Origin of the sequence: Streptosporangium sp. H16 (assembly GCF_051918855.1) — a bacterium.
In the GTDB taxonomy this organism is placed as follows: Bacteria; Actinomycetota; Actinomycetes; order Streptosporangiales; family Streptosporangiaceae; genus Streptosporangium.
Genome location: NZ_JBPXMD010000025.1, coordinates 1 through 14,820 on the forward strand (window position 1 = coordinate 1; position 14,820 = coordinate 14,820).

Genomic DNA, 14,820 nt, shown 5'->3' on the forward strand with positions numbered 1-14,820 from the left:
GAGAAGAGACACGCCTCATCGGCCCTGCTGGGGACCGCTGTGGCATAAACCGTCTCCACGATTTCAGGGGATTGACAGACGAACCCGCGAACGTCGAAATCCTGGGTCGCCTTCCCTCGCAGCGGATGCGTACTACCTCGGCGGGTCGAAGCGCCATCGCCGGAGGAATCCGCTCGGCCTGGAGGCGCTCCGGATGCTCGATCCGGCCCGGTTGGACAAGACGTGCTCAATAACCTTTGAAGATCTTCTGCCGGCGCGTCAGCTGATCCAGCGCGCCGGTTGTCCGGTCAGGCGGGAAATGGTGTCGAAGTCGGCGTCGGCATGCAGCACGGTGAGCTTGTGATGCCGAGCCGTCACCGCCATGAGGAGATCGATCGGAGAGGCGCTCTGGTGCCACCCCTTGTCGGCGAGATCGCGCTGCAACCCGCTCGTCTCGTCCCAGGCCGATTCGGGGATGGCATAGTACGGGAAGGTTTCCTGGAGCAGATTGCTGGCTTCGTAGAAGGCTGGTCGGCCGCCGACGGCTCGGAGGTACTCCTGCCTGACCGGCTCGCAGATACCTACGAGCCCGGCAGAGACTGTCTGGTCCCATTCTGTCCCGACCTGGCTGCGGTAGAAGCGGACCAGGGCGCTGGTATCTATGAGATAGAGCTCTGTCACGCCACGGCCTGGTGTGCGCTGTCACCCTTGTCGATGGCTGAGAAGTCGATCTCACCTTCAGCCACCATCTCGCGCATGCGAGCCACGGCCGCGGCCCGCTTGCGTCGATCAATGATCTCTCGCAGAGCGGCGTTGACCGTGTCTTTCTTGGACGAGGTGCCGAGCAACTTCGCGGCCTCCGCTAGAGCCTCGTCATCGAGGTCGATCAGGGTCTTGGTCATGATGCCCCCACCTGTATATACAAATTGAGATTAGTATATCAACGATGTTGATCTGGAGACGCTGTTCGCAACCTTGAACGCGCGAAAAGGAGGATCAGGTTCTTGTCGTGAGGTCGGGGCCGTCGCTTGCCGAGGGGTTGCGTCCACGGAGGTGGTGCACAGCAACACCGCCTTAGGCGATCACACTTCACCAGCGTCCGTATCTACCGCCTGATCGGGTCGGGACATCGCTGACGAGGTATCTGCCCCCACTCGTGATGAAGTGATGCCGTCGTGTTGAGGCGTTCGTTCGGTGGTCCCGTACAGGTGATCTCGTACGGGTAGGTCGCTCCTCATGGTGACGCTGGAGGCGGTTACGTTACGTGGGGGATGTGATGCCCCCACTGATGGGGACTATGGCGAGGGCGTCGGCCAGGTGGGGCAGGGATGGGACGACGACCGAGCCGTTGATGCCGGCCATGTGTTTGCGGCTTTCGCGCAGGCCGGCGACGCCGATCGCCTGGGTGCCGAGGTCCGCCGCGATCATCATCGCCTGGACAGAGGCGCCGACCACGGTGCATTCGGCGGGTTTCATGGCCAGCGCCGTTCTCGCCTGGCGTACGAGGGCATTCCCCATCGGCCTGCTCGACGGACGGTGGTGCCGGTAGCCGATGATCGGTCCCACCAGCTGCCGTAGGTCGTGCCGGTTCAGGTAGGACTCGATGGTGGCGGAGTAGCGGCTGCCCGCCACGGCGACGCTCCTGCCGCTGAGCTGACAGGCCAGCAGAGCCTCGCGTACCCCGGGCGTGGGAACGGCCGTCGTGACCGCGGCCGTCTCGGCCGCGCGCAGGATGTTCTCCGCCTCGTCGCCGTGGGCGGCACTGACCTCGTGGGCGTAGGCCACCATCCACAACGGACTGGTCGCCATGAGGAAGGCGATGCTGTCCAGCAGCGGCGCACGATATGGAGCCGGGAGGCGCGCGCGGATGTCATCGGTGATCGCCGACGTGTCCACACCGGCGAACAGGTCGCAGATCACGCTGTCGAAAACGAACACCATGGCGCGGGTGCGTTCCAGCACTCGCGCGACATGGGGACGTACTCGCGTGCCAGACAAGCGGAAATCTCCTGACCATGATGTCGCAGCCGTCCTGGTGCGGCGCCGTACGAACCAGATTTTCTTCCTGGTGGTGGAAGGTACCAATACGAAGCTGGATGCCTGCCATGCACGTCACGCTTCAGATTGTCGCCGTCGCGGCTGTTCTCTGGAGGGAACATGCCAAGCGGTGATCACGATCGAGGTGACAGCGGCTCTGACAGCAACCTTGATGACGGTTCGCGGGTGCTCCGACAACTCCTTGCCTTCGGCGTCTCGCCGCGCGTCGGGCGGTCGCTGGCCGCGCTGCGGCTCTTTGGCCGGTCGCGACCAGCGCCGCCCACGCGCCTTGGGCGGTCGAAGCTCATCACCAGATCACCTCGCAGGCATCGACCCAGGATCAGACAGGATCCGAGATTCAAGGCACGGTGCCGACCACTCGGGGAGCTGACACACTGAACGTCGTGGCCGGCTGCCCGTCCAATGCCCGATACTCGGCAGGCGCTTGGTTATCGCTTAGGCAACCGTCAGGACCCAACTCCGCGCGTCTTCGCCAAGCTCGACGTGGTGACCGTACCCACGCGGTCGTGATCGCGATGGAATGCGGCCTGTCCCGATGCTTTCTCGCCCGAAAAGGGCGTCCGATTTGCCACATCCATGTCGGAGACCACACAAATGTCTGACATTCCCCTGCTGAGAGAGATCCTTACATCTTCCCTGTGAACCAGCATGTGCTTATCCTTGCTGAAGTAAGACCCAAGGTGATCCTTTCATGGGAGGTCGAGTTGGGATCTGTGCGCGATTCGCTTGAACTGCTATTTCGGTACGAGGGGTTTTCGGATGACCCGATCGGTGGTGGCGGATTTGGCCAGATCTGGAAAGCTCATGATCGCCTTTTCGATCAGCCTGTCGCGATCAAGACGATAAACGAGGCGTTGCCCTGGCGGATGAGTGCTGGCGCGAAGCGTACCTTCATTAAGGAGGCGCAGGCCGGCGCCCGGTTGGGTAGGAAATCGCGGAACATCGTCAAGGTACTAGACATGGGGATGGTCGGCGACATGCCCTATTTCGCCATGGAATGGATCGCGCCGCGCGCCAGCTACCACGGCATAGACATCTCGCAGGATATGGGGTGCTGCACGATGGTGCGGGCAAAGAGCATCATTTTCGATGTCCTGGACGCCCTAGCTACCGCGCACAACAACAAGGTGGTGCATAGCGACATCGCCCCTTGGAATATCGTGTACGACCCGGCGGACCAGGTCTACAAGCTGTCCGATTTCGGCTTGCTAAAGATCATGCAGGGGGCCATCGTCAGCCAGGGAAGCGGCAGTCTCCTAGTGGGTGGGCGGGCGGACTTCTTCCCACGCGACGTGCGCAGCGGCGTGGAAGAGATCTCCTATGCCTCTGACGTCTACGCGCTGGCGGTCACCCTCCGCATCCTCGTGGAGGGGCCAGGATGCCTGACCGCGAACGCGGGCACGGTACTGCCTACGCCTGGAGCGATCCGGGTCCGGCACGAGGGCGGGCGGGACGCTCCGCCGCAGCTCACCAATCTGCTGCTCCGATTCATTGATAGCCACACGCCGAAAGACACGGTGCAGGAGTTCCGGGACATGTTGCAGCGGGTGCCAGGTTAGGACGCGGATCATGACCGTCAAGAGATCGATTTGCTTCATCCCGTCGGGTGAGATGCTGCGGCTGCATCCCGTCGACCATTGGCTACGGCGGTTCGCCGAGTTCACCCAGCGGAACGCGACCGAGATCGTGCTGCCCGCAGTCGGGCTCTCCGGCCCACTCTTCAGCTCGGCCGTCAGTCCTGTCCCCAAGACCTACGACCGATCAAACCTTTTACCGCAATGGATCCAGGCTTCCCGGGAGGTTATGGGCGACGGCGCCGTAATCTGGGGCAACATCATCGTGGAGCTCGGCTTCATGCAGAACGAGGCGCTCTGGCTGATCGATCAGTTCGGGGATCCGCTGTCACAGGTCTGCATGGTGAACCCCGCGGTGCAGGGAATAATTGGTGACCTGGTCACCGAGATGCTCGACTACGGCGTGGACGGGGTCGTGCTCGACATCACTGATGCTTACCCGAATTCCTCCGCGGAGGGTCGGGTGGGGTTCATCATGCACTGCTATTGCGACTACTGCATGGACTCGCTCCGCAATAGAGGTTTCCGAGAGCCGCGAGAGGTATTTTTCACCGAGCCGCTGCTCGGCCAGCTCGTTCTCAACAAGACCGACTCCGGAGTCGGCCATATCGATCCGCCGCAGGAATGGCTGGACAGCCGGGACACTACCAATCTAATGGCACTCGCGGTGGCCCGACAGTTTGTCAACGAAGAAGCCGATGGCCTGCAGGCCGCAGCCTTGCGTCTGCTGTCATACATGCGTGCGCGCGTTGCCGTTACCGCCGACGCCGTGCGTGCGGTACTCTCCCCGGCGCGGGCGGCGAGCAAGAGGACTGCGGTCGTCTTGGGCGACTACAAGGCGGATCTCAGCCAACTGGTGACACTGCCCGCCCTGAATTCGGCCAAAAGTGCCGACGAGTACTGGCTGCCGTTCGTACCTGACCGAAGCAAGGTCCCTGGCGACTGGCGGGCTATCCAGTTCCTCGCGGGCCGGTCGACTTACTACTTCAACGCCTTCTTCGAGGTGGTCGAGGGGGCATCGCTGCGGATGGTCCTGCGGGGACCACAGGATTTCTTGGGCGATCTCCTGCGCACCTCCAAAGCGCTGATGAACAACTATCTCGGAGCGGGCGCCGTCTTTGCGACGGGCAAGTTCGAGCATTTCGAGGGATTCGCTGGCGTGCCGCTTAACCAGGACGACCATATCGAGCTGGTCGATGAGCTGACCAGGACCATCACCGGCGATGTGCTGCCGCCGGAGTTGCTTGAGCGGTTCCGGATCGAAACGGCCGACCGCCCCGGGGACTGAAGCTGTTGCCGACCTCCGTGAGCCCATTGCGGTGATCTCGTGCGCCCAGGAGAGCAGGAGCTGAGGCCATGACATTTGTGTAGATCTCGTAAGAACGTGACTCATTTGGTGAGTCTGCGGTAGCAGATGGGGGCCGCTGCGAGAGCGACGAAGGATGCGAAGTGATCGGCGCGGCGCTCGTAGCGGCGATGCAGTCGGCGGTATCCGTTCAGCCAGGCGATGGTGCGCTCAATGACCCACCGATGCCGGCCCAGGCGCCGACTGGATTCCACACTGCGGCGAGCGATGCGCGGGGTGATGCCGCGCTCGCGCAGGAGACGCCGCACTCCAGGGTAGTCATAGTGTCCCGACGCCTGATCCTGGACACCGGCGTACTGATCGCCGCGACGGCGGCCGCCACCGCCAGAATCGTGATCACTATGGATTCGTCTGCCGCGTTCGACGACCTGCCCGGGGTCCGGGCGCAGGTCGTTCCCCGCTGAACACCGACGGCGATCTTGACGGTAACGTTTACCATGGTCAACCGAACCGCGCCGGGTTTCGTGGAGACCACCATCGACTCCACCGAACTCGGGGTACATCGATCCCGGCGCGGTTCACGTTGGGTCCCGTCGGGCATCCCGGCAGGCTGATGAGCATGTGGTTCCTCCTGCGGCCGGCGGAGACCAGCCGAAAACACGTTCACACGCCGGCCACCGTCGACACTTTCAGGTCTCGGCTGCCGCCGCTTCAAGCCGGGGCGAGATTTCTACGTTGCGAGGGGAAACCCATACCCGGGGTGGGCGGCGTTCGGTTGGTTGCCGGAGGTCGGCCGGCGTGCCGCGGTGATCGCGGCATGGACGAATGCGGCGAGTTTCGGTGATCGGCTGCCCGCCGGCCAGGCGAGCATCAACGTGGCGGTGGGGGCGTCGGGGACCGGTATGCACACCAGGCCGCGGGGCAGGTGGTCACGAACGGATTCGGGTAGCAGCGCCACGACGTGGCCCCAGGTGATGAGCTGGGCGAGTTGACCGGTGTCGCGTATCCGCGGGCCGGCTGTGTCGGCGGGCTGCGCGCCGGGCCAGACGGGCATCGTCTCGCTGGACAGGTCGGCCATGGACAGGCGGTCTCGCCCGGCCAGGCGGTGATGCCGGGGCAGTACCGCGACCTGGTGCTCGACGAGTAGGTCCACGGTGTCGAGTCCGGCGAAGTCCTGCTGCGGGCTGTGCATGAACGCCACGTCGGCGCGGCCGTCGCGCAGTAGGCTCGCCTGTTCTCCGGAGCCGCAGATGTGCACATCGACGTGGACGTCAGCGTGCTGGGCGCGATACGTGGCGAGCAGGTCGGGCAGGAGGCCGCCATCGCCGGCCGCCTTCATCGCCATGACCAGCCGAGGTTCCGGCTCGCAGGCCCGTTGCGCTGACCGCGCGGCACGCGCCATCGCGGCGAGCGCCGTTCGGCCCTCGCTCAGCAGGGTCTCACCGGCCGTTGTGAGCCGGACCGAGCGGCTGCTGCGTTCCAGCAGCGTGACGCCGAGGCGGCGTTCGATCCGTTGGATCGCGCGAGACAACGGCGGTTGGGCGATGCCGATGCGCTCGGCCGCACGGCCGAAGTGAAGCTCTTCGGCCACGGCGATGAAGTAGCGCAGCTCGCGGACTTCCAGCAGATCCATACCGGCAGGGTATCGGTTGAGGTGGAGTTGGTATTGGCCTGATCGCGACCGGATTGGTGAGATCGAGCCATGACCAATGAGATCAGCCGCCATAGCGAGGTCGCCCTGGTGACAGGTGCGAACAAGGGCATCGGGCTGGAGATCGCCCGGCAGCTCGCGGCGGTCGGGATGACGGTGCTTGTGGGGGCGAGGGATCCGCGCCGACGTGACGAGGCCGTCGCCGCCCTGCGACTGGCCGGTGGCGACGTCTGGCCGGTCACGCTGGACGTCACCGACGCTCCATCGGTGGACGCGGCTGCCGCGCACATCGACGACCGGTTCGGCCGCCTCGATATCCTGATCAACAACGCCGGGATCAGCGGCGGAGCAGATCAGGCCCCCGCCGGCACTGACGTGGACGCCGTCCGTGCGGTGTTCGACACCAATGTGCTGGGGGTGATCCGGGTAACCGAGGCAATGTTGCCGTTGCTGGCCCGCTCACCCGCGGCGCGGATCGTCAACCTCTCCAGCAGCGTCGGATCGCTCGCCCTCATGAGCGACCCGGACGGCCCGTTCGCCCAGGTGCCGGCGTTCCTGGGATACGGGCCGTCGAAGACCGCCGTGAACGCGTTGACCGTGCAATACGCCAAAGCCCTGCGCGACACCAAGGTTCTCGTCAACGCCGCGGATCCAGGTCGTTGCGACACCGATCTGACAGGGCAAAGCGGTTTCACCTCCGATCGCACCGCCGCGCACGGGGCCGTGATCGCGGTACGGCTTGCCACGCTCGGACCTGACGGACCCACCGGCGGCCTGTTCAACGACCACGGCCGGGTGCCGTGGTGATCGCTATGGCGCCGCCGACGCGCCCAGGACACCAGACACGATCCCGGGAGGAGATCGCATGACACCGCACTACCGACGGCCGGACTGGCTGCTCGTCCATGTGATCAATCCGCTCGTCCGATGGCTGGGAGCGGCCAGCACCCTGCACGTTCCGAGGCGCACCACGGGCGCCCTCCAACGGGTGCCCGTGAACGTCGTCGAACTCGCTGACGCCCGCTACCTGGTATCGGTGCGGGGTCAAACAGAATGGGTGCGCAACCTTCGTGTCGCCGGCCACTGCACCATCAGCCGGCGCGGCTACCGAGACCGATACCGGGCCGTGGAACTGGCCGGCGGTCCACGCGAAGAGGTTGTCGCCGCCTACCGGGCTCGCTGGGGCACCGGACAGGTGCGCCGCCTCCTCGACCACTTTCCCGACCCCGACGACCACCCCGTCTTCCGCTTGGCCCCTCTCGACCGGGCGTCCCCCGGCTGACCGCCGGAGCGCGTACTACCAGCGCTCAGGTGAGCGCCGGGCTCGGTTGGGGATAGCTCATGGGTGCGGCAACGCCTCGCCACCGCGTCCGATCTCGCCACCGCGAGTTCTAACGCCGTCTCTGAGCTGAAAAGCGGAAGGTCGGCGGTTCGACCCCGCCCCTGACCACATCAGCTGAGCAGCACAAACGCCCCGAGCCACTTATGGCCGGGGCGCTTTTTTGTTGTGCTTGACGACACGTGCTTATCGGTGAGGATTCGTACGTATTGAGCAAGAAAACTGGGGTTATGTCGGGTCGGAGGTCATGAGTCCTGTCTCGGAGATGAAGCCGTTGAGCAGGTCGGGCCGGTACTGCAGGGGTTCGAGCCGGTTCTTGATCAGGGCGGTGAGGTCGTCGATGCTGTGGACGGTGAAGTTGAACAGCTTGGTGCGCAGGTTGGATCACACGCCCTCGGCCGGGTTCAGCTCCGGGACGTAGGCCGGGAGCCGGTAGACCAGCAACCAGTCCTGCCGGGCGGCGATCCACGCGCGCATCTGGGCGCTGAGATGCTCGGGCAGGCTCCCATACCAGCGAGATCGGGCCGTCCAGCTGGGTGTGCGCGGCCTGGAGCAGCGTCTGGAAGTCGGCCACCGTGAAGCCTTTTGGCTCGTTCTTGCGGTGGTGGCAGGTGCGGGTGCGGTAGATCAGCCGCGTCCGCATCCCGGGTTTGACGCAGATCAGTGCGGCGATCGAGACCCGCCCATGGCCGCGGTAGGCCACCGGCAACACCGGGGTCCTGCCCTTGCGGGCCCAGGTCCTGCCCGTGGGCGGCTTCAGGTTCTGGCCGGACTCGTCGGCGAAGACGAGCCAGGAGCCCCAGGCCGCCCAGGTGCTTTAAAGCGGGCACCACCCGCCGCCTCCAACTGGCGATCTGTTCATCGTCGCGCCGGGCCGCCCGGTGCGCCGGCACCTGAGACGACCACCCCAGCCGCTCCATCAGGTAGGCCACCCCGCGTGGGGTGTAGCGGACGTGGAACCTTTCGGCGATCAAAGCGGCGATGTGCGCGCTCGTCCAGCGTTGATCGTCGCACTGCCTTCGTCCAGGAACACCTCCAGCCGTGCCAGCTGCGCCTTGGTGAGCTTGCAGTCGGTTCCGGCGACGCCTTTGGAGAGTTCTGGCGGCGCCTTTGGAGACCAGCGCGGCCTTATCGCCCTTGAGCCAGGCTCGATGCCACTCACAGGCGGATTTGCGGGTTACGCCCAGCAGGGGGCCACCCATGGTGGGGAGATTCCTCCGGAGAACATGTCCGCTGCTTGAAGCCGCAGCGCCTCACGCCGTTCGCGCTCCGTGCCGGCCAGTCCTCCGCTTCTGTCTGAGTACCTCATACCTCCAGGCTGTCACTTGGGCAAACAGCGCTGGTGAGCACCCCGCATCTGATCCGGTGAAAAAGCTGACACGCTCTCCAAGGCGTCATGGAAGGTACGCATTCGGCTGGATGACCAGCTGTTAGAAGTGGACGCCGAGGTTGGTCGAGGAGACGGCGAGGCTGGGTTGGTAGCGATCGGGATCCACCGAGGAAGTCCTCCGATCACGGGAGAGACCGTTCTCCGTTGCCTTTGTGGACAGGTGCTTTCGTTGCCGGCGGCATACTACGACGGCCGGCCGTTGCGGAGGTGGCGCCGGTAACTTGCCGGCGGAACTCCGTAAGCGCTGCGGAACAGCCGGCTGAAGTGGGCTTCGCTGGTGAAGCCCCAGCGGGCGGCGATGAGGTTGACGGGCAGGGTGTCGAGTACGGGATCGGCCAGAGCGCGATGGCAGCGTTCGAGGCGCCGCCGCTGGATCCAGCCGCGGACGGTGTCGCCGTCCTGGGCGAAGAGGCGTTGCATGTGACGCAGGGAGATGTGGTGGGTGGCGGCGATATCAGCCAGTGACAGGTCCAACTCGTCCAGATGATGATCGATGTACGCCCGGATACGAAGGAGTAGCAGGGCGCTAGGATCCGCCACGCTCGGTGCCGGGTCGGCCTCGATCTCGTGTGCCAGTACGGCTGTGAGGAGATCGACTGTTACGCCCGAGAGCCGGTTCACGTCGGCTGGTGACAGGTACTCGGTATGAGTCACGCTATGGAGCAGGTCGCGGAGCAGCGAGCCGAGGCCGTCCCGTCCCGAGATTCTTCTCGCCAGCAGATGACGTAGTTGCCTGTGGGGCAGTGCCAGCATGTCGCGGGGAACGTGCAGGATCAGCCCGTCGGCCATGTCAGCGCCCGAAGAGGGCAGGCCGACAGGTGAATTCCATGCGTCGAAGGGGAGTGAGGCGTCGTAGAGGGTCAGGTCCGTCGGCGCCAGTGTCGTCTCGCGCTCTTCCTGGCAGATGGCCGACTGGCCGTTGATTGTGATCGACAGTTGGTAGGCCTCTAAGTTAGAGCGCCGTATTCTGCTCGCGGTTCTGCGTGCGTGGAATCCGTGGCATTTGACTCTGGACAGCTGCAACCGGCCCAAGTCGATAGTGCGCATCTCCGCCCAGTAGTCTTCGGCGCGGTCGCTGGAAGCGTCCACCGAAACCACGGATTCGGCGACCGCCTGCCACCAGAAATCAAATCTTTCCTTCACAGGCACCGTGTCGAGCCGAATCACCGTCGCATGCGTCTGCCGCTTCGCCGACATCACTGCTCCCTACCACGAAACGGTGCCCACCGCTGCGTCACGAGACAAGTGTCACCATGCATGACGCTCATGGTCAAGCAGGTTGTCGCACGAAGTCAAGGCTGATTACTTTCACCGTGCCATACTCCTGGCTGTATGAAGGAGTAGTGGGGCACCGCTTTGATGTGGTCGATGACCATAGGGGTGATGGTGTTTCGGCCTTCGGATCTGAAGCGAAAGGAGCGGGGAGAGTCGCAGGCATTACGCCCATTCGAGCGGTGTCGAAGGGCGCTCAAAAGTCAACGGGGAGTACTGCATGAGATCAGCGATCCAATGGATCAAGGCGCCCATCGCCTTGGCGCTGGGAATGATCACGTTTTTTGTTATGAGCGGAACAGCGTATGCAGCGAGCGCATCGGTCAGCCGTACGGGGGTCAACGCCTCCGCATCATGGAACTGGAACGGACGGTCGACGATCGACGGCATCAGCTTCAGGGTGGCCGACACCGGCTGTGACAATAATGACGTGTATGTGCGTTTGCGTGTCTACCTCACCTCTCGTCCGAACGGGGTCGACACGACGAAGCACTACGACTCAAACGGTTGCAACAATGGTACGGTATCTGTCTCTGGCCTTCCTCTCAAATACACGGTCGATGTCACCGGAGTTCGGGTTATCGGCTGCGTCGACGATGCCGGATCCGACTCCTGCGTCAACTCCGGTTTCGTTGACAACCCCAATACTTAAATGCTCGTAAGTTGGCAGGTCGGCTAAGGGGAAAAGACTTTCCTAGGTCCGTCGGCCAGCTGGCCCCTGGCAGTGCGTTACAGGAAAGGCCCGTTCCGCGAAATCCAGGACGGGCCTTTCGCGCTGTCCGGCGAGCAATGATCGAAACCTATGGATCTGACGGGAAGGGGTGTACCTTTCCGGGCTCTGGCCCACTTTCGGTGGTGACGGAACGTGATGGTTCGTGTTGGTCCATGGCTATCTCGAGGTGCTGTATCAGCGTGACGCTGGTGTGACGTAAAAGATCTTGCAGGGTTGGTCTTCCCGCACCTGACCGGCCTGGTCGTGGTCACGTCCACCGAAAGTGGGCCAGAGCCGAAGACCGTACAGTCCCGGTCATGGTGAACTCGATGTCGGAGTGTCCGACGATCTCCTTGACGATGTGGGAGGCATGCCCAGGTCGAGGAGCAGGCTGACGCAGATGTGCCGGAGGTCGTGAAGCCGTACGGCTCCAAGTCCGGTCTCCGCCCACCTCCGTCGCAGGTTGTCCGGCTCCATGGGCGTACCGCGGCGAGGGGGGAAGGCGAGCCCGTGGTCCTTCCACGGCGACGGCCGCCGCTGAGCCGGGACTCGCACCACCGGGACGACGAGAGCCCCCCGGGGCGTTGACTTTGTCGCAACCCATGACGCACTATATTGCTACAAAGATTGCGACAAAGGAGGCGCCATGACCCGTGAACCGTCACCGGACACCGGCCCGCCGGCGAGTGCGGCCGATCTGCGACTGGCGAGCGCGTGGCTGGCCCGGCACGGCATGGCCGACGCCCGCCCGACCCCGCTGCTGGCCAGCCGGCTGGAGGTCCGGGAACGCGCCCGCCTGGCCACTTACGTCATCCTGGCCGCGCTGATCGTCGTGAGCGCCCTCGCCGCCACTTCCGCTTTCGGCGGCTTCCCGCCGTATCGCCCGCTGCCGCTGCTGGCCCTGACCGCGTCGGTGGCCGGGCTGCTGCTGGCACAGTCGCTGCTCGCCCGGTGGGTGCGACGTGTCGACCAGCGGGCGGGCGCGACGCTGTCGCGCAGGGCAGCCCATCCGATCCAGCCCGGCTGGCGGACCGTGCTCGGCCAGCCCTACGCCGCCTTCGCGGTCGCCACGTTCGCCGGCGCGATAGTGCTGGCCGCAAGCGCCCTGGCCGTTCCCGACCCCACCGTGCGGCAGCTGGCCGTCGTCGTGCTGATCGGCCTGCTCGGCGCGACGGCCATCACCGCCATACAGCTGCGCCACCTGCTCAGGTTCCCGGTCGTGGCGCAGGACGAGGAGTCGCTGACCGCCGACGTCATCATGCGCGTCGAAGACGCCCGCGAACTCACCACGCCGAGCGTGCAGTGGTCGCTGCCGGTGGTGCTGTTCGGCGCCGCGCCCGGCTGGTGGGGCGCCGCCGCGGTCGCCTACATGGTCCTGGGCCTGGCCGCGTGCGTCGCGCTCCATGCCAGAACGCCGTCGTGCGCGACGGTGGCCCGGCGGGTCATGATGGTCTGATGATCGTCATCGATGCGGCCTCGCCGGTCCCGCCGTTCGAGCAGCTGCGCTCCCAGCTCGCCCGGCAGATCCAGGACCGCACGCTGGCCGTGGGCGCCCGGCTGCCGACCATCCGCCACCTCGCGGCCGACCTCGCCCTGGCCGTCAACACGGTCGGCCGGGCCTACCGGGAGCTGGAGGAGGCGGGGCTGATCGAGACGCGCGGGCGGGCGGGCTCGTTCGTGGCGGCCGCCGGCGAGGAGGGCCGGGAGCGGGCCCGCCGGGCCGCCGCCGACTACGCGGCCGTGATCGCCAGCGTCGGCATCGACACGGGCGAGGCGATCCGCATCGTGCAGGCGGCTCTGACCTCCGGCGCGGCAGCACCGGCCTCGTCATGACCGCGCCCCGGCCGCTAAGTCCGCGATCATGTCTGACGGTGTTCATCGCCGCGGTGACGGTGGCCACCGTGGCGGCAGGCGCGCCCACGCAGGGCCTCGCCCGTGGACTGCCGTGCGCCGGTGGATCGCATCGATCCTCACGGACGAGAAACCGCTTGATATGACGTAGATGGAGGAACGTTCTCATCATGTCGAGCGTCGGTGACCTGGCAGCGCACCTTGTCCGGGTCGTTCAGCGGATGATGCGGCAGGTGCGGCAACTGGCCGAGCGAACACCGCCGCAGCGGGAGCGCCACGTCGACCTGCTGCGCGCCGTCGCGATCACGGCGGTCGTCGTCGGGCACTGGCTGGCGATCTATGTGACCCGCGACGGCGAGGGCTTCCAGGGCGCGAGCATCCTCCAGGTCGCCTCGTGGACCCATCCGCTGACGTGGCTGTTCCAGGTGATGCCCCTGTTCTTCCTGGTGGGCGGCTTCGCGAACGCCACGTCCTTCACCTCCCATCTCGGGCGGGGTGGCAATGCCATGGGCTGGGTGCTGGGCCGGACCGCTCGGCTCCTGCGCCCGACGACGATGCTGCTGGGCGGGCTGGCGGTGGCCGCTCTGACGGCCGGGGTTCTGGGTGCCGAGCCCGACCTGATCGGCGTGGCGGTCTGGCTGGCCTCGATCCCGTTGTGGTTCCTGGTCGCCTACATCGCCGTGATGGTCCTCACCCCGCCGATGTACGCCTTGCACCGGCGTGCGGGTCTGGCCGTGCCGATCATCCTGGCGGTCCTGGTCGGCGGGGGCGACCTGGCCCGTCTGGCGCTGACCGTTCCCTACGTGGGCCAGGCGAATTTCCTGCTCGCCTGGCTGGCCGTGCATCAGCTCGGCTTCGCCTGGCAGGACGGGCACCTGCCGTCCCGGCGGAGCGTGGCTCTACCGATGGCGGCGGGCGGGTTCATCGCCCTCGTGCTGCTCACGGTGGTCGGCCCCTATCCGGTCAGCATGGTGGGGTTCGGGGGGGAGGAGATCCGGAACACCTCTCCACCTACGCTGGCCCTCCTGGCTCTGGCCGTCACGCAGACGGGAATCGCCCTGTGGACGCGTGACAAGGGGAACCGGTGGCTGCGGCGGCAGGGTCCGTGGACCGTCGTCGTGGCGATCAACTTAGTGATCATGACGCTTTTCCTCTGGCACATGACCGCCGTCGTGATCGGCGTCCTGGTGCTCTACGGAACGGCGGTGATGCCCGACGCCACGCCCGGGTCGGCACTCTGGTTGCTCCTGCGCGTTCCCTGGCTCGCCTGTCTGGCGCTGGTTCTCGCCCTTCTCGTCGCGGTGTTCGGGCGTTTCGAGCAGCGTACGGGACCGCGGGCCGATCCCGTGGGGACGGTGAAAGGCGTGTGGCCCACCGCACTGACGATCGCCGGGGTCGGTGCCGTGCTCGCCGGGCTTCTGGCCCTCGCGCTGGCCGGCCTGGGCTACCACGGACCGGTGGGCCTGCCCGTGAGGGTGCTGGTCGCCTACTTCGGCGGTGTCGCCCTCCTGGGTCTCGTCCGCTGGCGGTACGCGCATCCGGCGCAGGAGTGATCAGGGCGGGGCACCCTGGAGCTGCCTGCGGCACGGACTCTGCGCCGTGCGGGTTCGCCGTCGTGAGGTACGCGCACGCGCACCCCGGGCCGCTCTTGGGAAGACCGGTCCCGCCGGTCTCCCCGTTCCGCTCGT

Annotated in this window: 13 protein-coding genes and 2 pseudogenes; 8 read left to right on the forward strand and 7 right to left on the reverse strand. The window is 65.6% G+C overall.

Annotation, left to right across the window (positions count from 1 at the left end; translation table 11 throughout):
• Positions 1 to 258: 258 nt before the first annotated feature.
• From ACTOQ2_RS32130 to ACTOQ2_RS32140, 3 genes are all read right to left on the reverse strand, one after another.
• Complete coding sequence (locus tag ACTOQ2_RS32130) at positions 259 to 660, reverse strand: PIN domain nuclease (RefSeq protein WP_440104580.1); 402 nt, start codon at positions 658 to 660, stop codon at positions 259 to 261.
• Complete coding sequence (locus ACTOQ2_RS32135) at positions 657 to 881, reverse strand: type II toxin-antitoxin system VapB family antitoxin (RefSeq protein WP_329087211.1); 225 nt, start codon at positions 879 to 881, stop codon at positions 657 to 659. Before ACTOQ2_RS32135 ends, ACTOQ2_RS32130 begins: the two co-directional genes overlap by 4 nt.
• A gap of 358 nt (positions 882 to 1,239) precedes the next feature.
• Complete coding sequence (locus tag ACTOQ2_RS32140) at positions 1,240 to 1,977, reverse strand: HAD family hydrolase (protein ID WP_440104581.1); 738 nt, start codon at positions 1,975 to 1,977, stop codon at positions 1,240 to 1,242.
• 698 nt (positions 1,978 to 2,675) lie between these two features.
• Here ACTOQ2_RS32140 and ACTOQ2_RS32145 point away from each other — a divergent pair.
• A complete protein-coding gene (locus ACTOQ2_RS32145) occupies positions 2,676 to 3,596 on the forward strand; it encodes a serine/threonine-protein kinase (RefSeq protein WP_440104582.1) in 921 nt (306 codons plus the stop codon).
• A gap of 10 nt (positions 3,597 to 3,606) precedes the next feature.
• A complete protein-coding gene (locus ACTOQ2_RS32150; RefSeq protein ID WP_440104583.1) occupies positions 3,607 to 4,899 on the forward strand; it encodes a hypothetical protein in 1,293 nt (430 codons plus the stop codon).
• Positions 4,900 to 5,000: 101 nt separating this feature from the next.
• Here ACTOQ2_RS32150 and ACTOQ2_RS32155 read toward each other — a convergent pair.
• Positions 5,001 to 5,240 (reverse strand): annotated as a pseudogene (locus tag ACTOQ2_RS32155) (transposase); the annotation flags it as partial.
• Positions 5,241 to 5,647: 407 nt separating this feature from the next.
• A complete protein-coding gene (locus ACTOQ2_RS32160; protein WP_440104584.1) occupies positions 5,648 to 6,550 on the reverse strand; it encodes a LysR family transcriptional regulator in 903 nt (300 codons plus the stop codon).
• A 69-nt stretch (positions 6,551 to 6,619) separates the two neighbouring features.
• Between ACTOQ2_RS32160 and ACTOQ2_RS32165 the strand changes: the two genes are divergently transcribed.
• Both ACTOQ2_RS32165 and ACTOQ2_RS32170 read left to right on the forward strand, forming a co-directional pair.
• The gene (locus ACTOQ2_RS32165) at positions 6,620 to 7,375 is read left to right on the forward strand and encodes an SDR family oxidoreductase (protein ID WP_440104585.1); all 756 of its coding nucleotides are present in this window, start codon (positions 6,620 to 6,622) and stop codon (positions 7,373 to 7,375) included.
• Positions 7,376 to 7,433: 58 nt separating this feature from the next.
• Complete coding sequence (locus ACTOQ2_RS32170; RefSeq protein WP_440104586.1) at positions 7,434 to 7,850, forward strand: hypothetical protein; 417 nt, start codon at positions 7,434 to 7,436, stop codon at positions 7,848 to 7,850.
• A 953-nt stretch (positions 7,851 to 8,803) separates the two neighbouring features.
• Here the strand turns inward: ACTOQ2_RS32170 and ACTOQ2_RS32175 are convergent.
• Positions 8,804 to 9,109, reverse strand: a pseudogene (locus ACTOQ2_RS32175) (helix-turn-helix domain-containing protein); the annotation flags it as partial.
• A gap of 371 nt (positions 9,110 to 9,480) precedes the next feature.
• The gene (locus ACTOQ2_RS32180) at positions 9,481 to 10,494 is read right to left on the reverse strand and encodes a helix-turn-helix domain-containing protein (protein ID WP_440104587.1); all 1,014 of its coding nucleotides are present in this window, start codon (positions 10,492 to 10,494) and stop codon (positions 9,481 to 9,483) included.
• A gap of 295 nt (positions 10,495 to 10,789) precedes the next feature.
• Between ACTOQ2_RS32180 and ACTOQ2_RS32185 the strand changes: the two genes are divergently transcribed.
• The 4 genes from ACTOQ2_RS32185 to ACTOQ2_RS32200 all read left to right on the forward strand — a co-directional run bounded on the left by ACTOQ2_RS32185 (position 10,790) and on the right by ACTOQ2_RS32200 (position 14,685).
• Entirely contained in the window at positions 10,790 to 11,221 is a 432-nt protein-coding gene (locus tag ACTOQ2_RS32185; RefSeq protein WP_440104588.1) for a hypothetical protein, read from the forward strand.
• Between the two features lie 706 nt (positions 11,222 to 11,927).
• Positions 11,928 to 12,737: a hypothetical protein gene (locus ACTOQ2_RS32190; protein ID WP_440104589.1), complete on the forward strand. Its 810-nt coding sequence runs from the start codon at positions 11,928 to 11,930 to the stop codon at positions 12,735 to 12,737.
• The gene (locus ACTOQ2_RS32195; RefSeq protein WP_440074261.1) at positions 12,737 to 13,114 is read left to right on the forward strand and encodes a GntR family transcriptional regulator; all 378 of its coding nucleotides are present in this window, start codon (positions 12,737 to 12,739) and stop codon (positions 13,112 to 13,114) included. The genes ACTOQ2_RS32190 and ACTOQ2_RS32195 overlap by 1 nt, the downstream gene beginning before the upstream one ends.
• 188 nt (positions 13,115 to 13,302) lie before the next feature.
• Positions 13,303 to 14,685 (forward strand): acyltransferase family protein, encoded by a 1,383-nt coding sequence (locus ACTOQ2_RS32200; protein ID WP_440104590.1) that lies wholly within the window; start codon positions 13,303 to 13,305, stop codon positions 14,683 to 14,685.
• Positions 14,686 to 14,820: the final 135 nt, after the last annotated feature.